20 protein-coding genes are annotated in these 21,548 nt (G+C 32.4%); 14 read left to right on the plus strand and 6 right to left on the minus strand.

Annotated elements, in window-relative coordinates:
• Window positions 1-10 precede the first annotated feature (10 nt).
• A complete protein-coding gene (locus GQR98_RS12740; RefSeq protein WP_159019825.1) occupies window positions 11-3,664 on the plus strand; it encodes an AAA family ATPase in 3,654 nt (1,217 codons plus the stop codon).
• Window positions 3,665-3,674: 10 nt separating this feature from the next.
• The gene (locus GQR98_RS12745) at window positions 3,675-4,154 is read left to right on the plus strand and encodes a hypothetical protein (protein ID WP_159019826.1); all 480 of its coding nucleotides are present in this window, start codon (window positions 3,675-3,677) and stop codon (window positions 4,152-4,154) included.
• Window positions 4,155-4,465: 311 nt separating this feature from the next.
• On the opposite strand, the gene GQR98_RS12750 is transcribed toward GQR98_RS12745, so the two are convergent.
• Window positions 4,466-5,614 carry a hypothetical protein gene (locus GQR98_RS12750; protein ID WP_159019827.1) on the minus strand — a complete coding sequence of 383 codons (1,149 nt, stop codon included), beginning with the start codon at window positions 5,612-5,614 and terminating at the stop codon, window positions 4,466-4,468.
• Between the two features lie 294 nt (window positions 5,615-5,908).
• On the minus strand, window positions 5,909-6,565 hold the full coding sequence (locus GQR98_RS12755) for an HAD family hydrolase (protein WP_159019828.1): 657 nt from the start codon (window positions 6,563-6,565) through the stop codon (window positions 5,909-5,911).
• Between the two features lie 97 nt (window positions 6,566-6,662).
• Between GQR98_RS12755 and GQR98_RS12760 the strand changes: the two genes are divergently transcribed.
• Both GQR98_RS12760 and rlmF read left to right on the plus strand, forming a co-directional pair.
• Window positions 6,663-7,088: a DUF3995 domain-containing protein gene (locus tag GQR98_RS12760; RefSeq protein WP_159019829.1), complete on the plus strand. Its 426-nt coding sequence runs from the start codon at window positions 6,663-6,665 to the stop codon at window positions 7,086-7,088.
• Between the two features lie 5 nt (window positions 7,089-7,093).
• Complete coding sequence (gene rlmF / locus GQR98_RS12765) at window positions 7,094-7,969, plus strand: 23S rRNA (adenine(1618)-N(6))-methyltransferase RlmF (RefSeq protein ID WP_159021160.1); 876 nt, start codon at window positions 7,094-7,096, stop codon at window positions 7,967-7,969.
• 78 nt (window positions 7,970-8,047) lie between these two features.
• Here the strand turns inward: rlmF and GQR98_RS12770 are convergent, their stop codons facing one another.
• Together GQR98_RS12770 and GQR98_RS12775 are read right to left on the minus strand one after the other, a co-directional pair.
• Window positions 8,048-8,722: a ZIP family metal transporter gene (locus GQR98_RS12770; protein WP_159019830.1), complete on the minus strand. Its 675-nt coding sequence runs from the start codon at window positions 8,720-8,722 to the stop codon at window positions 8,048-8,050.
• 63 nt (window positions 8,723-8,785) lie between these two features.
• Entirely contained in the window at window positions 8,786-9,517 is a 732-nt protein-coding gene (locus GQR98_RS12775; RefSeq protein WP_042505048.1) for a class I SAM-dependent methyltransferase, read from the minus strand.
• Window positions 9,518-9,763: 246 nt separating this feature from the next.
• Here GQR98_RS12775 and GQR98_RS12780 point away from each other — a divergent pair, with 246 nt between their 5' ends.
• Window positions 9,764-10,921, plus strand: coding sequence for a class I SAM-dependent RNA methyltransferase (locus GQR98_RS12780; protein WP_042505051.1), 1,158 nt, complete (start codon window positions 9,764-9,766; stop codon window positions 10,919-10,921).
• 73 nt (window positions 10,922-10,994) lie between these two features.
• On the opposite strand, the gene GQR98_RS12785 is transcribed toward GQR98_RS12780, so the two are convergent.
• Complete coding sequence (locus GQR98_RS12785; protein ID WP_074940451.1) at window positions 10,995-11,570, minus strand: GNAT family N-acetyltransferase; 576 nt, start codon at window positions 11,568-11,570, stop codon at window positions 10,995-10,997.
• 131 nt (window positions 11,571-11,701) lie between these two features.
• Here GQR98_RS12785 and GQR98_RS12790 point away from each other — a divergent pair, with 131 nt between their 5' ends.
• The 5 genes from GQR98_RS12790 to GQR98_RS12810 all read left to right on the plus strand — a co-directional run bounded on the left by GQR98_RS12790 (window position 11,702) and on the right by GQR98_RS12810 (window position 16,463).
• A complete protein-coding gene (locus tag GQR98_RS12790) occupies window positions 11,702-12,124 on the plus strand; it encodes a PaaI family thioesterase (protein ID WP_074940413.1) in 423 nt (140 codons plus the stop codon).
• Between the two features lie 2 nt (window positions 12,125-12,126).
• Window positions 12,127-13,248 (plus strand): chorismate-binding protein, encoded by a 1,122-nt coding sequence (locus GQR98_RS12795; RefSeq protein WP_159019831.1) that lies wholly within the window; start codon window positions 12,127-12,129, stop codon window positions 13,246-13,248.
• A 50-nt stretch (window positions 13,249-13,298) separates the two neighbouring features.
• Entirely contained in the window at window positions 13,299-15,059 is a 1,761-nt protein-coding gene (gene menD, locus GQR98_RS12800) for a 2-succinyl-5-enolpyruvyl-6-hydroxy-3-cyclohexene-1-carboxylic-acid synthase (RefSeq protein WP_159019832.1), read from the plus strand.
• A gap of 88 nt (window positions 15,060-15,147) precedes the next feature.
• Window positions 15,148-15,486, plus strand: coding sequence for a DUF2853 family protein (locus GQR98_RS12805; protein ID WP_042501323.1), 339 nt, complete (start codon window positions 15,148-15,150; stop codon window positions 15,484-15,486).
• 146 nt (window positions 15,487-15,632) lie between these two features.
• Window positions 15,633-16,463, plus strand: a complete 831-nt coding sequence (locus GQR98_RS12810) for a S1 RNA-binding domain-containing protein (RefSeq protein ID WP_159019833.1) — start codon at window positions 15,633-15,635, stop codon at window positions 16,461-16,463.
• On the opposite strand, the gene GQR98_RS12815 is transcribed toward GQR98_RS12810, so the two are convergent.
• On the minus strand, window positions 16,455-16,883 hold the full coding sequence (locus GQR98_RS12815; RefSeq protein ID WP_159019834.1) for a hypothetical protein: 429 nt from the start codon (window positions 16,881-16,883) through the stop codon (window positions 16,455-16,457). The genes GQR98_RS12810 and GQR98_RS12815 overlap by 9 nt on opposite strands.
• A gap of 216 nt (window positions 16,884-17,099) precedes the next feature.
• Between GQR98_RS12815 and mnmE the strand changes: the two genes are divergently transcribed.
• The 4 genes from mnmE (at window position 17,100) to GQR98_RS12835 (ending at window position 21,405) form a co-directional block, all read left to right on the plus strand.
• A complete protein-coding gene (mnmE, locus tag GQR98_RS12820) occupies window positions 17,100-18,497 on the plus strand; it encodes a tRNA uridine-5-carboxymethylaminomethyl(34) synthesis GTPase MnmE (protein WP_159019835.1) in 1,398 nt (465 codons plus the stop codon).
• A gap of 252 nt (window positions 18,498-18,749) precedes the next feature.
• Complete coding sequence (locus GQR98_RS12825; protein ID WP_159019836.1) at window positions 18,750-19,325, plus strand: helix-turn-helix domain-containing protein; 576 nt, start codon at window positions 18,750-18,752, stop codon at window positions 19,323-19,325.
• A complete protein-coding gene (locus GQR98_RS12830) occupies window positions 19,326-20,465 on the plus strand; it encodes a site-specific integrase (protein WP_159019837.1) in 1,140 nt (379 codons plus the stop codon).
• The gene (locus GQR98_RS12835) at window positions 20,452-21,405 is read left to right on the plus strand and encodes a hypothetical protein (RefSeq protein WP_159019838.1); all 954 of its coding nucleotides are present in this window, start codon (window positions 20,452-20,454) and stop codon (window positions 21,403-21,405) included. The genes GQR98_RS12830 and GQR98_RS12835 overlap by 14 nt, the downstream gene beginning before the upstream one ends.
• Window positions 21,406-21,548: the final 143 nt, after the last annotated feature.

The raw sequence follows: 21,548 nt of genomic DNA on the forward strand, positions 1-21,548 counted from the left end.
GTAGAGGACTATGAAAATTTTAAAAATAGAATTACAAAATATAAATTCTTTACGCTCCAATACTTCTATTGTTATAGATTTTGAAAGTGAACATTTTAAAGATGTGGGTTTGTACGCCATTACAGGTTCTACAGGAGCTGGTAAAACTACTATTTTAGATGCTATTACTATTGCGTTATACCATAATGTACCAAGATTTAATGGTTCTAAGGGCACTTTGATAGATGTGGTTAGCCATGGTGCCGATGATGCTTTTAGTAGAGTCACTTTTGAAAATGATAATGTAATTTACGATGCCTTTTGGGGTATGAAGGTTGCCGATAAATCTGGTAAAAAGTATAAAAACCCAAAGGAAGAAGTTAGTTTAAAGAACTTAACAACAGGCGCTATTTTAGCGAGTCAGAAACGGAGTTTAATATCAGAAGTGGTTCGAGTGACTCAATTAGATTACAATCAGTTTTTACGTTCTGTAATGCTTGCCCAAGGCGAATTCGCTTCATTTTTAACAGCTAAAGGCCCGGAGAAAGGGAAGCTGCTAGAACAAATTACCGGCGAAGAAATTTATAAAAAGATAGGGCAGAGTATTCAAGAACGAAAAGCTAAAGAAGAAAATGCGCTTAAGGATATTCAGTCTAGAATTAATTCTGATGATGTTTTATCAGAAGAAGCTAAGGTTGAGTTAACCCTAAAAGATAAAACACTCGATACCGAAATTTTAAAGATTGAAAAGGAGATAAAAACCACTCAAAGTATTGTAGAATGGTATGTGGAATTCCAGAAAATACTTGATGAATCGGAAAAGTTAGGAATAGAATCCAAGGAACTTAACCTATTCATCGAAAAACATAAAGAAGAGCTAGAACAGTTAGATTTAAATGAAAAAGCAGCACCTTTTAAGGAGCTACTTGATAATTTAAAGAGAACAGAGCAAGATTTTGTTGATAAATCTAAACAATTAGAACGTTTAGAGTCCGAGCTTAAAACCTTAAAACCAGAGATTGAAAAACTAAGTTCACAAACTCAAAAAGAAACGGATTTGCTAAATGTAGCAGACAAAACGTTCGCGGATTGGTTACCAAAATTTGATGCTATAAGTAGCTTAGATGGTAAACTTAAAAATGAAGCTGAAAATAAGCAAAAATCAATTTTAGAATTAGAAGCGTTAGCCAAACAAATTAAGCTTTTAAGAGAAGAGCAAACCAAATTGACTAAGGATTTAGCGGATACTGAAGCTAAAATAAAAATAGATCAAAGCTTTATTTCTGAGCATAAATTATTGAAGGATGTTGATTTACAAATATCCAATTGGGCAAGTGAATTAACTGCTTTAAAAGCTAAAAAAGAAAGTTTAAAAGAAGCTCAAGATTTTGTTTCTGTTAAAAAAGAAGAGGTAGAAAAAACAGAAACGCGCTTAAAAGATGGTAACAAATTACTAAAAGTTGAAACTGCCGAAATTGAAAAAACAGAAAAATTATTAGCTGAGATTACTTTAAAATTATCTAAAAATAATTTAACCGATTTACTAGAGGCTAAAACTAAATTAGCCACCAAAGAAACAAACTGGAAACAGTTTAAAACGCTATCAGAGCAAATACTTAAAATTGAAAAAGAACAAACCGATTTATTAACGAAACAAAAAGCGCTTACAAAGGCATTAGAGGTTAGTAAAAAGGAAATCCAAGCGGTTAACCAACAAATTGAAGTTCAAGAAAAGTCGGTTGCAGATGCGGATAAAATTTTAAATTTAGAGAAAAGTATTTCTAAATATGAAGCTGATCGTCAGAGTTTAACTGAAGGAACACCTTGTGGATTGTGTGGTTCATTAGAGCATCCTTTTACCGAAAATTTGGTTTCGGTAGGTGTTTCAAAATCGGAATTAGAACTTAATAAACGCAAAGAAAAGCTCCAAGCGTTAATTGTTTCAAAAAACGAATTAGAGAAAAAAGAAGTTGTAGCGAACACAACCATCGATGGTTTAACGCAACGTAACGGTCTAATTAATGATGAAGTAAAAGCATTAAAATTAAAGACGAAACAATTAAATATAGATTGCGAGTTATCGAATACAGCTCAAATTGAAATTGAGGTTAAACAAATAACGCAGGATATTTTATTATTAGATGAAAAGTTAAAAGTAGCTCAACAATTACAAAAGGATAGTAATAAATTAAACGATACTTTTAAAATACAAAGTGAGAGGTTTAATAAGATTAAAAATGGTGTAGCTACGCTTGTTGAAAAGAATAAAAATAGCAATAAGGATATTGCAGAAAAGCAAAAACTAATTGTTGATTTAAAAGAAATCTGTAATAATTTAGAGACCGCGTTAGAAGCAAAATTATTTAAATTTAATTACCAATTACCTTCAATAGAAAAGAGTAATGAGTTTATTCAAAACCTCAAAACGTCAATTACTAGTTTTAATAAAAAGGAGAAGAATTTAGACTTATTAAAATCGAGTGTATCGGTTGTAAACACTAAGTTAGAAAACAACAAAGAGAAGTTAGAAATACAACTTAAGGCAGAAGAAACTTGTTCTAAAACGATTACAGTATCTACTGTTAAAATAGAACAATTAAAAAAACAACGTGAAGCTATTTTACCTATTGCTATTTCTGTAGAACAGAAGCGAGAACTTTTACAAACCGAACGAATAACTTTGTCTAAAAAGGTAGAGTTAAGCAAACAGAAACGCCAGGAGTTTTTAGATTTACAAAATAAAAAAGAAGCTTTAAAAATAGGAACGAATAAGGAGGTATTAGTTTTAAAAGAAAAGCTAGACACGTTAAATTCTGTTTTTGATACTCAATTAAAAGTTAGCGATTTTGATACAAGAGAATTGGTTCAGAAAGCAATACTTCTAGATGCCGATATGGTGCGGTTCACTAAAAATAAAGAAGCGATAAAAGAAAAACAACTTCGCTTAAAAGCATACCGAGAATCTAACGAAAAAGCTAAAGCAGATTTAAAAAAAATTAAAACATTTGAAATTACTGAGGCCGAGAGTAAATTGGCTTTGGAAGATTTGAATAAGACAAATAAAACGCTGCTATCGGAAAAAGGTGAGATTATACAAGCCTTTAAAAAGGATAAGGAAATTAGAGATCGAAATAAAGAAATCTATAAAAAAATAGATGCTCAAGAAACGGTTTGCAATGTTTGGAGAGAGCTATTTAAAATTATAGGGAATTCTAAAGATGCCTTTAATGTATATGTGCAACGCTTAACTTTAAAGCATTTACTAGACCTTGCCAATGTACATTTGTATAAATTGAATAAACGTTATTCTTTAAAAATGGAAGAGGCTTACAAACCTAAAGAGGAACTTAATTTTAATTTAATAGACCATTACCAAACAGATCAGGCCAGATTGGTAGACACATCTAGTGGAGGTGAGAAGTTTATTATTAGTTTAGCTTTAGCTTTAGGATTGTCCGATTTGGCTAGTAAAAATGTAAAAATTGATTCGTTGTTTATTGATGAAGGTTTCGGAACCTTGGATAAAAATACTTTAGAAACGGTTATTTCTACTTTAGAAACTTTGCAATCGCAAGGTAAAATGATTGGTATAATATCTCACGTTGAAAATTTAAAAGAGCGTATTTCTACTCAAATTCAAATTACTAAAAAGAATAACGGAGTGAGTGTGGTAGATATAATGTAATGCAATATTGATGAAAAAAAATGATGTTTTATTAGTTTTATGGGTGATTTTTGGATTTGTATTTGTGACGGCAGTTGATACAATCTTAAATTTTATTATTCATTTATTGTATTTTAGTTTGATTGAGTTAGGTGTTTCTTTTCTCATTTTAACATATTTACTCCCATCAATTACGTTGGTTGCATATTTGTTTACCGCATATTTTGTGGTTGGTAAAATTAATAGAAAATCTCTTGGACTAGAATTACATAAAAGGGAATTCCCTAAATTACTGTTGGTAGTTTTAAGTCTTATTATCTTTATTTTAGGGCCATTGACAAATTGGTTGTCTGGACTATATAGTGCAAGTGCATCTGAAAATCATCATGGTGATATTCAAAGCTTTTTGATGTTTTATGGATGGTTTACCGCTGGTTTTGGAATATCTCAAATGATAACTTTAGTAAGTCTTGTAATTTATTCACTTATTAAGTTAAAAAGACTTAAATAATAATTAAAGATGTTTTGTTAAAAGAAGAGGTACTAAAATTATTTTAATCTTTCTAAAATATACTACCACAGCCGTAACCCGCGTTAGGGATTGCAACGGCATCCTTTTTTTAAGATTAAGAAAATAGTATCGGTTTAGTTTATATTTTGATTTGAGGTCTGAACTTGCTTAAAGTAACCTAAGCTAAAAAAAGATATAGTGTAAAGCCCGACCCTTGTGGTAACGCCCAAACTATTAAAAATGAAAAACCCCGTGATGTTGCTTTAAGGCAAACTATTCACAGGGATTTTCGTACTAACCAACCAAAATTTTTATGATCGTCTACGTGTGGTAGATGTTGTCGATCTTGTATTGTTGCTAGATTTACTACTACGTTGCGTTGCTTTACTATTGCTAGTTCTAGGTGCTTTAGTAACGGTAGCTACACGTTTAGTGCTTCTAGTATTATTGTCGTTTCTAGTATATGTACGAGCCTTTGTTGCTTTTGGATTTTTAGATACCGTATTTATTTTCGTACGGGTTACATTTCTAGTATTTGTACTGTTTGCACTAGGTCTTGTAGATCTAGTAGTTGTTGTTTTGGTAACCGTTCTGTTTGGTGTTGTTCTTGCTACACGACTATTATCACGTTGTGTGTAATTACGGTTTGTACTTTTTGCATTAGAGTTTCTATTTGGTGATGTTGTAGTGTAACGACGGTTATTATTTGTTGTTACATTACGTCTGGTTTGTGCGTTACGGTTAATTTTGGTAACATTTCTAGAACTTCTATTTACTGTAGCGTAATTACGGTTTCTGGCAACAGTGTTTCCACGACGACTATATATAGCTGAAGATGGACGGTGGTTGTTGTAAAACGGACGGTTGTACACATAACGCACTGGAGCATAATGTTGACGGTAAGGACGATTAAATACTACACGAAAATTAACTGATGGCGTGCGGTAATAATTGTGCCATGGACGGTAAATGTAACCACGGTTATATACGTTTATAAAACCAGTATAGTGAGAATATCTGTTATAACGATCGTAATGCACATATAGTCCACCAACTCTAGATATGTAACCATTGTTGTTGTAGTTTATGTTTACGTTTCCGGCTTGAGAAATTCTACCGTAATAATCGTAATAAATAGGTGTGTTTTCTATTTGAATAATTGCACCAAATTCATCGTACTGCACGTATGCATTATAATCGTAACCAGAGTTAAAACTTAAATCTAGATTTCTAGAATGTAATGATACATTTACGTTTGATGTTTGACGTTGTAAATTGAAGTCGAATTGACCATCGGCAAATACCGAAAATTCTATTCCGTTTTCAACAAATATGAAAGAGCTGCCGTAACCTCTGTTAATATTTGATGCTTCGTTTGTTTGGTTGGCGGTTGTTGTGTCTGCACTAGCGGTGAATCCTGCAAGGACCAATCCGGCTAATAAGAATATATACTTTTTCATATCTGTATGTTTTAATGTTATACAGTTAGGTAATTACAAACAGCGTGCCAAAAAACGGAAGTGAGTATTAGTGTGTTGATTGTGAGGTTGTTATTTTTATTTTTTAAGATAAAATAAGCCTATGGAATTTAAATATTAGGTTGTGGAAATTTAAATTTAATTGAAAATTTGAGTAAAAAGTAGTTGATAATAGATGATGATACTCGGTTCTAAATTAAAATTAGAGCACAAAATATTAATATACAAATCTATGATGTGTAGGGTAGAGGTAATCTGTTATTTAGGTCTCATGCTCTAGAAATACGTCGTAATTTTATCGAAGGTAATAGTTTTAAAATCTTCAATTTTTAGGTTAGCATTGGTGTAATCCTGGTTTTTTGAGTGTACACTATCAAAACCTACGCAAAATATATGCGCATCGTTTGCAGCTTTAATACCGTTGGTAGAATCTTCAATAACCATACATTCCGATGCTTTAAAACCGGATGCTTCGGCTGCTTTTACAAAAATTTCTGGGTGTGGTTTAGATGCTTTTAAATCGGCACCACTTAATTTGGCTTTAAAATATTGGTTTAAATTGAAACGTTTAAAAATACGTTCAATACTTGGCATAGATGCCGATGATGCTAAAACCAGAGTAAGCCCATTAGCATGGTAGTTTTTAATTAAATCTAAAACGCCATCTATTAAATCGAAATCTTTATCGTTTTCAAAAATGTATTCGTAATGTTTTCTTTTTAAGGCTACTAAAGCTTCTGGAGTTTCATCTAAATTAAAATGATCTTTAACTTGCTTGCAAACGTTAAGCGTAGATTGTCCGGTGTAAGATTCGTATAGCTCACTAGAAACATTGGCGCCAACATCGCTAAACATTTTGTGATAAGCAGCGTGGTGCAGTGGTTCGCTATCTATTATTACTCCATCCATATCGAAAATTACAGCTTTTAACATCTCAAAATTTATTTTGGGCTAAGATAAAAGAAATCGTTTCAATATCTAAAACGAGGTTCAAATTATTAAATTTGTAGTCTAAACTCCGTTAATTATTATGGTTGCTGTTTTATCCTTATTACTCAGTATTGTATTTCTTGTGCTCGCGGTTATTCATTTTAATTGGTTTTCTGGCGGAACATTTGGTTTTGAAGCCTCACTACCCACTAAAGAAAACGGCGAGCGGGTTTTAAACCCTAAAAAAATGGATAGTGCTATTGTTGGCTTTGCGCTATTAGCGTTTTGTTGTTTTTACTTTTATAAGTCGGGCGTAGCAACGGTTTATTTACCTAATTGGGTTATGCAGTACACGGGCTGGATTATAGCATTGTTGTTTTTTATTCGTGCTATTGGCGATTTTAAATATGTAGGCTTTTTTAAGAGCGTAAAACAGACTACTTTTGGCACCCTGGATACAACCTATTATGCACCGTTGTGTTTAGTTATTAGTAGTGTTGGCATTATAATAGAAATTTTAAACTAGAAATTATCAAAACAACTCCAAATTTTCATCCAAAAAATAAGCATAAATCGGGTTACGATTTAGAGGCTTTATGTAATGTATATCCAGAATTAAAGCCCTTTGTTTTCGAAAACAGACACCAAACGGTAACTATAGATTTTGCTAAACCTAAGGCTGTAAAAGCGCTTAATACGGCTTTATTGCTTAAAGATTACGGTATTAAGTTTTGGGAGTTTCCTGAGGAGAATTTATGTCCGCCAATTCCTGGTCGTGTAGATTATTTGCATCATATAGCACATTTAGTTAAAAAAGCAAACACAGAAACCGGCGTTAAAATATTAGATATTGGTACCGGTGCAAGTTGCATTTATCCACTTTTGGGCTATGCAGAATATAACTGGGAGTTTGTAGCTACAGATATTGACGGCGCTTCGTTAAAAAATGCGCAAAGAATAATAGATAAAAACAAGATGGGTAATGCTATTAAGCTGCGCCATCAAGAAGATAGTGCCGAAATTTTTAACGGTATTTTAGATGAAGGTGAGACTTTTGCAGTGTCTATATGTAATCCGCCCTTTTTTAATTCTGAAGAAGAAGCTGACGAAGCAACCACTAAAAAATTAAAGAATTTAGGTAAAAAGACAGATAAAATAGTCCGTAACTTTTCGGGTACCAATAACGAGCTTTGTTATAAAGGTGGTGAGAAAGCTTTTTTACATACCTATTTATATGAAAGCTCTTTGAATAAAGAAAGCTGCAAGTGGTTTACAACCTTAGTATCTAAAAAAGATTTAATAAAAGGAATGCAAAAATCGCTTACAAAACTAGGCGCTACAGAAGTTAAAGTAATTAATATGGGACAAGGAAACAAAGTGTCTCGTATTCTAGCTTGGACGTTTTAAGAAATATACATCTATCCAATTTCTGCAAAATATTAAGCAGAACGCTATATTAAAAAGAATGCTTATTTGATTTAGATTCTAAATCAAATAAGCAATTCCAACGCCTAAAATAATAGCCACAAATTTACTGAGGTTAAATTTATGTCCGTCACTACTTTCAAATAGAATAGTGGTCGATATATGGAAAAACATACCAATAACCACAGCATTAATACCGTGGGCAAAGGTTTCAGTTAAATTAGAAGTGTTTGAAATTAAAGTTCCTAACGGTGTCATTAATGCAAAAATCACTAAAAACACAGCAATTTTTGGTTTACTAAAACTCGACTGAAACAAAAACATACTTATAAGCGTAGCAATAGGTATTTTATGTATTAAAACACCATAAACCATATCGTTATGCTCGTGTATCGGGAAACCTTCTAATAAACTGTGCAAACACAAGCTTACAAATAACCACCAAGGAAAAACGGTTTCGTTTTTATGGATGTGTACATGCCCGTGCTCAGCACCTTTAGAGAACAACTCCAAAACAATTTGAAGTAAAATCCCGATCATAATAAACAATCCCGTTTGTTTAGAATCGAGATGTGCATAGACCTCAGGTAATAATTCAAATAAGGTTAAAGCCAATAAAAAAGCCCCACTAAAAGAGAGCATAAGCTTCATATTCCAAGACTTTTTATTCTTGGTAATAGTAGCTATTAGCACACCTAAAATAACGGCAATTACAGGAAATATAAATTTATTCATTTAAAAATAAGCTCAAAAAATGAGTGTTTAAGTTTTTCTAGATTAAAAAAACATTGTAATTATTTATTTAAAAATCATTACTAAACGTTCCGAGAAGGCTTTTCTAAATTGGCCTAACTTATAATCTCCAAAAACATCAAGTAAATGCACGTCGGCTTGTTCAAAAAGTGCCTCAAAATCAGCTAAAGTAAAACCACGTACACGCTCCTGATATTTAAAATCTTTGCCGTCCGTATTAAATGCAATATCCTTAATAATATAGCCATCTTCCACGTAGCGTTTCAAATAAAAATCGATACCATCAACAGTTTTTACTTCCTCAGGTACTAAATTATCAATTACAAAATCCGAATTCATAAAATCAATAACACCAAAACCATAATCGTTCAAATCGGCTTTTATCGCTTTTATGGTTCTTAAATTATCGGCTTCATCATCAAAATACCCAAAACTTGTAAATAAGTTAAAAACTCCATCAAAGGTTTCCGGGTAAGGGTTACACATATCGTGAACCTCAAATTTTAGAGTATCGTTTTCAAATTGTTTAGCATAGTTAATGCTGTTTTCACTTAAATCAACGCCAGTAACATTGTAACCAATTTTGTTTAAATACACCGAGTGTCTTCCTTTTCCGCAGGCCAAATCCAAAATTTTCCCGCCCTCAGGCATATTCAAATAATCACTAAGGGTGTCCATAAATGCATGCGCCTCCGTGTCATCCCTGTCTTTGTATAAAATATGATAATACGGCGTGTCAAACCACGATGTAAACCATTCTGTCTCTTGTTTTTCCATATTGTTTTTTGGGGGTTACCACGCCTTAGGGCGAGGTCGGGCTTTCCGCTATATCTTTTTACAAAGCCTTCTTTAATTATTTTTAAGAATCAAACACCAATTAAACATCAGGTTTAACCCAAAAATAGGCTTTAAAACCTTTGCAAAAAGGATGCCGCTGCAATCCCTAACCCATTATCCGCTAATATCTCTTGCTTTCTGCAAAATTAAGTTATTTTTGCAATCTATTAGACGTAGACGAAAAAAATGGAAGAAAATTTCAACATGGTTGCCAAAACCTTATTTGGCTTTGAAGATTTATTAGCAGACGAGCTAACGCAGTTAGGTGCATTGTATGTGAAAAAAGGCACTAGAAATGTCTCTTTTTCAGGCGATAAAGGATTTATGTACAAATGTAACTTGGGCTTGCGTACTGCTGTAAAAATTTTAAAACCCATCCATAGTTTTAATGTAAACAGCGAAAAAGAGCTTTACGACAAACTTTACGCCATGGATTGGTCTAAATATCTTAAAGCTACAGGTACTTTAGCTGTAGATGCTACCATCCATTCCGATTTATTTACGCACTCGCTCTACATTGCTCAAAAAACAAAAGATGCTATTGTCGATAAATTTAGAGATACTGAAGGTGTACGCCCTAATGTAGATTTAAAATTTCCAGATATAAAAATAAACGTGCATATCGATCGACGTAAATGTACTATCTCTTTAGATTCTTCTGGAGATTCTCTACACAAGCGTGGTTATAAAACAGCAACTAATATTGCGCCAATAAACGAGGTATTAGCCGCCGGACTTATTATGCTTTCTGGTTGGGACGGACAAACAGATTTTATGGACCCAATGTGTGGTTCAGGAACCATGTTGATAGAAGCAGCCATGATTGCTTGTAACATTCCACCAAACTTAATGCGTAAAGAATTTGCTTTCGAGCGTTGGCCAGATTGGGATGTTGAGTTATTTGAAAAAATAGAAGAGTCTTTACTTAAAAAAACGCGCGATTTTCATCATAAAATCATTGGTTTTGATAAAGCACCAAGTGCGGTTACCAAAGCTAAGGAGAATGTGAAAAACGCTCAACTAGATGATTTTATAGAAATAAAACACGAAGATTTCTTTAAAACCCAAAAAGGTGGCGACGAAAAATTACATATGGTTTTTAACCCACCATACGGTGAGCGATTAAATATCGATATGGAAGAGTTTTACGCTAATATAGGAGATACACTTAAGCAAAACTATCCAGGAACCGATGCTTGGTTTATTACCTCTAACCTCGATGCTTTAAAGCATGTAGGTTTACGTCCGTCAAGAAAAATACATCTATTTAATGCCAAATTAGAATCACGTTTAGTAAAATACGTAATGTATGAAGGCAGTAAAAAAGGAAAGTATATGAAATAACTGTTAAGAAGTTAAAATATAATTTAGAACAAAAAAAACTCAGAAACTCTCTGAGTTTTTTTTGTTTATATCATTATTCAAAATCTTTAAAAATAGATGTTTTTATAGCTGGCCATTCTTCATTTAAAATACCATAACAACAAGAACTTCTTTTAAAACCATCGAGCATCAGCATATCTTTTCGTAGAAGCCCTTCAAGAGTGCCTCCAATTTTTTCAATGGCTTTACGGGACGCTATGTTTCGCTCATCGGCACGGAATTCTACTTTATCAAACTTTAAGACTTCAAAAGCATATTGAAGCATTAAAAATTTCATATTCATATTTAAACCTGTGCCTTGAAATTCATGGCCAATCCAGGTCCACCCAATATGTAAAACTTTATTATGCCAATCTATATGCGCAAAGCGAGTTGTTCCTGCGTAAGCATTGGTTTGTTTATCGAAAATTATAAACGGAATTACAGTTTTGTTTTGGTAACCAGCAACAGCTGTTGCGGTGTAATTTTTTAAATCTTCTGGTGTTGCAATTTTACTTGGTGAATAAAGTACTAAGTTTTCTTGTTGTCCAATTTTAAGAATTTCAGAATAATTATTTAAAGTTAAAAGACTAAGTTTTACACGGTTATTTTCTAAAGTTGGTGTATTCATAAAATTATCGAAACGTTTAAAATATTGGGTGTTAATCAGGATGTGGTTGTAATAAAAAGCTCTCGCCATCTAAAGCCAAATGCCCTTATAATTTTGTACTTTTGCAATCGCGATTAAAAATACAATTTCTTATGGAATTATCTAAAAAAGCAGTTTTAGAAAAAGCTAATTTAGCTTGTAAAAATACATTAATGGAAACATTAAGAATTGAAATGGTAGATTTTGGAGAAGATTACTTAACAGCCAGAATGCCTGTAGATTCTAGAGTGCATCAACCCGATGGTGTATTGCATGGTGGTGCTACCGCAGCTTTAGCCGAAAGTGTGGGGAGTTTTGCTACGCATGTATTTGTAGATACCGAAAAACTTTTTGTGCGTGGTTTAGAAATTACGGCCAACCATTTAAAAAGCGTAAAAAGTGGTTTTGTTTATGCTAAAGCAACTTTTTTACATAAAGGTAGAACAACGCAATTATTAGATATTAAAGTAACGGATGATGATGATAATTTAATTTCTGTTTGTCGTCTGTCAACCATATCGTTACCTAAAAGATAAGGATGACATTTAACGAGTTTTTAGAACGTATTGATACGCAATACAACGCACAGTTACCATTTGTAATTTATAGAAAACCAAATGAAAGTGCTGTTAATGGATTACTGCAAGAAACAAACGATTTAGTATATACTGAAGATTTTACAGAAAAAGGTTTTGTGTTTTCTCCTTTTGACAACACAGAAAAATCGGTTTTAATGCCTTTGGAACTTTCTGATAAATTAAAAAGTTTGGTTCCAGAATCCACGGCTATTGATTCTATTGAAAGTAGTTCTAAGGTTGATAACACGCTGCAAAAAGAAATACACATCAAGCTTGTTGAACGTGGCGTAGAGGCTATAAAGAACAATCAGTTTAAAAAAGTAGTGCTATCTCGAACGGAATCTGTTTCGCTTTCAGAAAACAATCCTATTACTATTTTTAATAATTTATTACAAAACTATGCTTCGGCATTTGTGTATTGTTGGTATCATCCAAAAGTTGGTTTGTGGTTAGGCGCAACACCCGAAACTTTAGTTAAAATTGAAGGACAACGTTTTTCAATTATGGCTTTGGCAGGTACGCAAAACTATAAAGGGAGTTTAGATGTTACTTGGCAAGCTAAAGAATTACAAGAGCAACAATATGTCACCGATTTTATTTTAGATAGTATAGCGACTACAATTGACAATATCAATATATCGAAAATAGAAACGGTAAAGGCTGGTAATTTACTGCATCTAAAAACAAGAATTTGGGGCGTTTTAAAACCTAATGGCATTAGCTTAAAAGATTTACTATACAGTTTACACCCAACGCCAGCCGTATGTGGTTTACCTAAAGAGGTTGCAAAACAGTTTATTTTAGAAGAAGAACATTATAACCGCGAGTTTTACACGGGTTTTTTAGGTGAATTAAATTTAGAAATTACTTCGGCACCACGCTCCGGAAAAAGAAATATTGAAAATAGAGCATACGCTACAACAAAAAAAAGCACGCAACTATACGTAAACTTGCGTTGTATGCAGCTTAAGGAAAACAAAGCCATTGTTTATGTTGGTGGAGGTATTACCGAAAGTTCTAACCCCGAAAACGAATGGGAGGAAACGGTATCAAAATCTTTGGTGATTAAAAAGGTGCTATAAGCGGTTAACTTATTGCAGTAATTCTTATTTTTGGACATATTTAAAATGTTATGATGTATCCAAAAATTCCGCTTGCGCAAACCGTTATTCAGTTGTGTAAAGCGAAAGGAATTAAACATATTATATTATCTCCAGGTAGCAGAAATGCTCCGTTAACTATTGGTTTTACTCACGACCCATTTTTTGAGAGTTACAGTATTGTTGATGAGCGTTGTGCAGCCTTTTTTGCATTAGGTATTGCTCAAAAAACACAAGAGCCAACCGCTGTAGTTTGTACATCGGGTAGTGCGTTGCTTAATTATTATCCTGCAGTTTCAGAGGCTTTTTATAGTAATATTCCGTTGGTTGTGTTATCGGCCGATAGACCAAAACATTTAATTGGTATTGGTGACGGACAGACTATTAACCAGAAAAATGTATTCGAAAATCATATTTTATATTCAGCTAATTTAAAGCTCGATTTAAAAGATGAAAAGAATGTGCCTAACCATGAGGAGTTGCCGATTTTTAAAAATTTAGAAGATAAATTTGAACGTTTATTAGGTTTGCAAAAAGGCATTCAAACGTTTAACGAAGAAGAGATTAATACGGCTATAAATATTTCAAAATTAAAAAAAGGACCTGTTCATATTAATATTCCTTTTGATGAGCCACTTTACACCATGGTTGAAGCATTGAGTGTTTCTCCAAAAGTTATTGAAATTCCTTTTAAAGAAACAGAAATTGAAGAGCATATTTTAAAATCGTGTTTTGAAGATTGGAATTCGGCATCAAAAAAAATGATTTTGGTTGGAGTAAATCAACCGAATAGTATTGAGCAAAAATGGTTGGATGAATTATCGGAAGATGATAGTGTGATTGTTTTAACCGAAAGCACTTCTAATTTACATCATCCTCATTTTTTCAATAGTATCGATCAATTAATTGCGCCTTTATCAGAAGAGGAGCAAAAGCAACTTCAACCCGATATATTAATCACTTTTGGAGGCCTAATTGTATCGAAAAAGATTAAACAATTCCTACGAAAGTATAAACCAAAACAACATTGGCATATTGATGAAAAGGATGCGAATGATACGTTTTTCTGTTTAAACAATCATATTAAGGCAGCTCCAAATCAGTTTTTCTCGGAGTTTTTACCGAAAGTAACACATTACGTAAAGAGTCATTATAGTGCGGTATGGAGTGCGGTAAGGCAAGACCGATTGGTAAAGCATAAGCAGTATTTAAAAACGCTTCCTTTTTCGGATTTTACAGTGTTTAATAAGGTTTTAAAATCGATTCCAGAACAAAGTATTTTGCAAGTGGGTAACAGTTCCGCTATTCGTTACACGCAATTATTCAATTTAAATAAAACCCTAGAGGTGTTCTGTAATCGTGGTACAAGCGGTATTGACGGAAGTACAAGTACGGCTATTGGGAGTGCTGTGGCTAATGAAAAACAAGCGATTTTTATTACAGGCGATTTAAGTTTTCTATACGATAGCAATGCGCTTTGGAATAATTATATTCCGAAAAATTTTAGAATTATTATAGTAAATAATCAGGGTGGAGGTATTTTTAGAATTTTACCAGGACATAAAAACACAGAAAATTTCGACACTTATTTTGAAACAAAACATAATCTTACGGCCGAACATTTAGCGAAAATGTATGGTTTAGATTACGTAAAAGCTTCCGATAAGGTAGAATTGAAAGGGGTTTTGGCTACATTTTACGATGCTGGAGAGCAACCAAAAATATTGGAAGTGTTTACACCTAAAGCTGTTAATGATGAAATTTTACTAAATTATTTCAAAAATTTAAAATAAGAATGTGACTTATCAATTTATTTGGTGTCTAAAAAATAGTTATCTTAATAACTTAATTTATAAACCCTTTTTAAAAACATTCTAAAACATGAGTAAAAGAGACGATTTAATTGTAAAGTACGCGGCAGATTTAAAAGATAAATGTGGTGTAACTCCAGATATGGATTTCTTGAAAAAAGTAACAATTGGTTGTGGACCATCTATATATAATGCAGATTCTTCTACGGTTTCTGGTTCGGATGCTTCTGAATTAGCAACCGTAAAAAATAACTTCTTAATTAAAAAATTAGGATTGGCTGATGATGCTAGCTTAGACGAAGGTATTGCCGCTGTAATAGAACAATACGGAAAATCTAACCGTACTAAGTACAGAGCGGTTGTTTATTACTTACTTGCAAAGCATTTTGGAAAAGAATCTGTGTACTAGTATTACAGTATAATTCTCTCTATAATATTAAAGGCGCCACATTTTTGTAGCGCCTTTTTATATTTAAAATATTGTCTTTTAAAATTTTTCTCTTTTCTAATAATTTTAATCTCGATTCTTTTTTTGAATATCATTACCTTTGCGGCATGATACATTTAGGACAAGTAAATACATTAGAAATTCTTCGTGAAAGTGAGCATGGTGCTTATTTAATTGATAATGAAGATAACCAGGTTTTGTTACCAAATAGATATGTTCCGCAGGAATTTAAAATCTACGACAAGCTTGAGGTTTTTGTGTATTTAGACAATGACGAGCGCCCAGTGGCTACAACAGATATGCCATATATTATGAAGGATGGTTTTGCGCTTTTGCGTTGTAACCAAGTTACCGAATATGGTGCCTTTTTAGATTGGGGTTTAGTTAAGGAATTGTTTTGTCCGTTTCAGGAGCAAGCTTTTAAAATGAAACCAGGTGGTTGGTACTTGGTACATTGCTATTTAGATGAAAAAAGCGAGCGTTTAGTAGCTTCTAGTAAAACTATGCGTTTTTTAGATAACCGCGAATTAACGGTTGCTGAGTTTGATGAGGTGGATTTAATTGTATCTCACCCATCGGATATTGGTATGAATGTGATTGTAAATAAAAAACATATTGGTTTAATTTACAAAGATCAAATTTTTAAAGATTTAAGTATAGGAGATAGATTAAAAGGTATCGTTAAAAAAGTACGCCCTGGTAATAAATTAGATATCGCTTTAGGTCAAATTGGTTATAGAAATATAGAGCCAAATGCCGAAAAAATTATGCATGAATTACATGATAATAGCGGCTATATTAATTTAACCGATAAATCTAGTCCAGAAGCCATTAAAGATCAACTCCAAATGAGTAAAAAGAACTTTAAAAAGGCTATTGGTACATTGTATAAGCAACGCCAAATAGAAATTAAGTCTGACGGGATTTATTTAGTTTAAAGATACCGAGATTTTAGTTTTTACTCTGCTATAAACAAAGTTAACACCATCGCTAATATTTTTGAAATGTATGTTTTCTCGTGAGCAAAAATTGCTTTCGATTTCAGCATTCATGGCACTTGCAGAATTATGACTTATAACACCGTAAGCACATAGGTTGTTCATTATTTCTTTAAAACTGTTTATATCTAACAAGTTAATAGAGTAGGAGTTTACACGATTTGCAATAATGCCAAAAGGTCGCGATATTCCGAAATGAGAAATTAGTTTTTTAAAAATTTCCGATACATTGTGGATATCGATATGTACGCCTTCGCTAAATTCAATAACGACTATGTGATTAAAAAAATGGATATCTCCAAGAGATATTTTCTCCGATTTTAAAATATGCTGAGAGAATTCGGATTCAATAATTTTCATGCTTGCTATGGATTAAATTAAGCTATCAAGTTGTAGGGGCTTATCAATAAGACACTTATATGTTTAAAAAGTCACACCTTTTTTATCGACTTTTTATATTATTGATAATATATTGGAGTGTAATCTCTTTAATCGTAAAGATTAATACATACGAGGCTATTAATTTCAGTATAAACTTATATCTGTAAACATTTCCATTTTTAGTACTTTTGCCAAATGATAAACGACGATACTATAGTAGCATTAGCAACACCTTCTGGAGCAGGGGCCATTGCTATCATCCGATTATCCGGAAAAGATGCCATTACCGTGGCTAACAGCGCTTTCAGATCTGTTAAAAGTAACAAGTCGCTTTTAACGCAAAAAACGCATACCATTCATTTAGGGCATATTATAGATAACAAACGCACTATAGATGAGGTTTTGGTGTCCGTTTTTAAAAACCCGAATTCTTACACTGGAGAAAATGTGGTAGAAATATCGTGTCATGGATCTAATTATATTCAACAGGAAATTATTCAATTATTTATAAGGAAAGGTTGTCGCACGGCATCGCCTGGAGAGTTTACACTTCGAGCTTTTTTAAATGGAAAGTTAGATTTAAGTCAGGCAGAAGCTGTGGCCGATTTAATTTCAAGTGATAATGAAGCGTCTCACCAAATAGCGATGCAGCAAATGCGTGGTGGTTTTTCTTCGGAAATAGCAAAGTTACGCGAAGAGCTTTTAAATTTTGCATCGTTAATAGAATTAGAACTCGATTTTGCAGAGGAAGATGTTGAGTTTGCTGATAGAGGACAATTTAAAGATTTAACCGAACGTATTACGTTTGTATTAAAACGATTGATAGATTCTTTTGCGGTTGGTAACGTGATTAAAAACGGAATTCCGGTAGCTATTGTAGGAGAACCAAACGTCGGTAAATCCACGCTGTTAAATGCGCTTTTAAATGAAGAACGCGCCATAGTATCGGAAATTGCAGGAACTACACGGGATACTATTGAAGATGAAATTTCGATAGGTGGTATTGGCTTCCGTTTTATTGACACCGCAGGTATTCGAGAAACAACCGATGTTGTTGAGAGTATCGGTATTAAAAAGACTTTTGAAAAAATAGATCAGGCTCAAGTTGTTGTTTTTCTTGCTGATAGTAGCAATTTTAAGGAAGCATCTTTTCTAAAATCTTTTAAAATTGAAATAGAAAAAATTAAGAATAAATATCCGCTAAAACCATTATTGATTGTTGCTAATAAAGTAGATAAGCTTGATGAAAAGCAAGTAGATATCGTTAAGGCAGAAATTGAAAACATTCATCTGCTTTCCGCTAAAACAGGTACAGGTGTCGAAGCGTTAAAGGATAAGCTTTTAAGCTTTGTAAATACAGGCGCATTGAGAAATAACGATACTATTGTTACCAATACGAGACATTACGATTCGCTTCTAAAAGCTTTTGAAGAAATAGGAAAGGTAAAAGAAGGTTTAGAAATTGGTTTATCTGGAGATTTAATGGCGATAGATATTCGTCAGGCTCTATATTATTTTGGTGAAATAACAGGAGAAATTACTAATGATGATTTGTTAGGTAATATTTTTGCTAATTTCTGTATCGGAAAGTAAATGCCAAAAACAAAACATAATAAAACAAATAAAACCCTTGTAAAACAAGGGTTTTTCGTTTTCTGACTTTTCGTTATTTTGTTTAAATAGGTACATTTTTCTTGTTTTTTGTACCTATTTTGTACCTCGTTTTGTGTTTTTTGTTATGTTTGCATCAAGATTGTCGCCTGTTGGTTTTATTTGAACCATGTAGAACCACTCTGAACCCTCTAGAACCGCATAGAACCATAAAAAAAAGCGAAATTGTGTCGTATGTTAGTAAATAAAAGATGTACATATTGTGGGGAGAAATTCCAAGCAAAGACTACAAAGACTAAGTATTGTAGCCTTTCTTGTAACCAAAAACATTATAAGCATAAAGCAAAGAAAACACGACAAGTTCTCGCCAAAAAGAGTGAAATTACGGAGAGACATCCCTTTTCAGAACGGTTGGAACTGGTTAAGGTTAAGGAGTTTTTAAGTGTAACAGATTGTGGGATTTTATTAAATGTTAGCAGATCAACAATTAAGCGTTTAATCTTATCAGGAGATTTATTAAGTTTTAAAATACGAGGTCGTGTTTTAGTTTCTAGAAAGGATTTAGATCATTTATGCAGGCAAGGATTTAATAAACCCAATGATAAAAAGGTCGAGATAAAGAAAAAAGAGTTTGATGAAAAGAAGTATTATTTTATGGGAGAAATTTCAGAGTATTATAAAATATCGCTTAGGTCGATTGAAAGACACTTAAAATTAAAAGGCATAGAGAAAATAAAGAAAGGTCGTTTTACCTATGTGTTAAAAAGAGATATTCGAAAATTATATGGAGCACCAAATAAAAGGAGTTAAATGGCTAATGTAACATTAAGAGATAAAGAAGTAGCAAATGGTAAAAGAAGTCTATATTTGGACTATTACCCTGCAATTATAAATCCAGAAACAGGAAAGGAAACAAGGAGGGAATTTTTAAAACTGCAAATTTATAGTGTTCCTAAGAATGAGATGGAAAAATCGCATAATAAAGAAACAATTCAGTTTGCTGAACTTGTAAGATCTAAACGCTTAATTCAAATAAGGGATAAAGAATATGGATTTAAAGAGAACATCAATTTTAGTTTAAACTTTGTAGCTTTTTATCAAACTATTATTGAGGAATATTATAATAAAAGTAGCCGAAATAATTATTTATCATGGAAGGCATCTTTAAAGTATTTTGAAGAATTTGCAGGTCATAAATTAGCTACTAATCAAATTACACTTTTACATATTAAGAAGTATAGAAGCTTTTTATTATCAACTAAAAACCTAAGAACTAAAAAAGGTAGTTTGGCTATAAATACGGCTTCGTCTTATTATAAGAAATTTATATATGTACTTAAAGAAGCCTACAAGCAGAATTTAACCACAACCAATATAGCTTTACATGCAGATTATATTAAAGAAGAGGAGACGCATAGAGAGTATTTAACGGAAGAGGAGCTCTCTTTACTTTGGAAAACCGATATAAAGATTGAAAAAATAAAACACATGGCTGTTTTTTCTGCTTTAACAGGGCTTAGATTTATCGATATTAAGAACTTAACATGGGAGAAAATATATCAAGATAAACATCTTGGAGATTATGTTCAGCTTAGAGAGCAAAAAACAGGAAATATAAATAATCATCCTATTTCAGAGTCTGCTTATAACATATTAAAGTTACAAGAATCCTCTAAAGGTATTATATTTAAAGATATTAAATATTCGCAAATAGTTAGACCTCTAAAAGAATGGATTGAGAAAGCTGGTATAAACAAGAAAATCTCATTTCATAATTTTAGGCATAGTTATGCAACACTTCAATTAGCAAATGGAACTGATATTTATACCGTTTCAAAGCTATTAGGACACAAAAATGTTTCAACAACACAGATCTACACCAAAATTTTGGATAAGAATAAAGTAGGAGCAGCTAACCGCATAAATTTAGATTTAGATGGAATATCATAAAGTATATAATCACTTTTACAATAAAACCTTCACTGCAACAAAGAGAATAATAATATCAAAGTTTAAAAAAGCTAAAGCTAAAAAAAGACCTTTTCACACAACTAGTAATGGTATGTTAAGGTCATTAAGTACTTGTAGAATTGAAAAATTCGAGAATGTTTTAAAAGATAGAGCAGCAGACGCTTATCATATTTTTAAAAAAAGGTATGAATATGTTGACGGTGAACCAAAGGAGGTTATAAAGCAAATTTTAGAAGAAGAAGTTCTAGAAGCTTTTGTAAGTTCTCAAGGATATACTTTTACTAAATTTATAGCAGATATAGCTATAGCCGACTGTTTAGATGAAATAAGAAGGCATTATAGTAATTATATTAGCTATTATCAAGTTATCTATGAACAAGATAAGTATGGATATTTCTATCTAAAAGATTTTCAAGGGGGAGGTTATGAAAGTTCTAGTGAATATAATGAGATGTTAGATGTAAAGTATCCATACAGAATTGATGAGCGCAAAGAAGCTGAGCGCGTTGAAAAATCTAAAAGAAAAGGAGGGAAGCCTGCTTTAAGCATAAAAGATAAAAATGAGCTTTCAATAGAAGAAATAGATGCTGTAGATATTATTAACAGTTTTTCTGATGGTGAGCGCGCTTTATTATTTGCAATATTTCATGATGAAAATAAAAAAAATAACCTCACAGAAATACCACTCACCGAATTAATAAGGTTTACCAAAATAACAGGTAGTTATGAAGATCTTTCTATTTTTAAAAAAAATGTAAAAAACAGCACGTTTTACTCCATGGCGAACAAAGGGATTAGTTATTATACCGCAACTCAAGGGCAAAAGGAATTAATTGAGGATACTAAAGCTAAATTGCAAAAACTCAAGGTTCCTTTTATGGTAAGATTACTAAGTAAATTACTTTTAGAACTGCGCTAAAACAAAGAAAAACACCAATAAAAAAAAGAATCTAATCAAACATTAGGTTCTTTTTTTTGTTTTATAGTGTTCTTTGTTATGGTTATTTGTTTGTTTTTTAGTGTTTTACGTATTTCGATAACTCTCCGATCGGTTTCCGACAC

It is taken from the genome of Algibacter sp. L3A6, from assembly GCF_009796825.1.
Taxonomy (GTDB): Bacteria; Bacteroidota; Bacteroidia; order Flavobacteriales; family Flavobacteriaceae; genus Algibacter.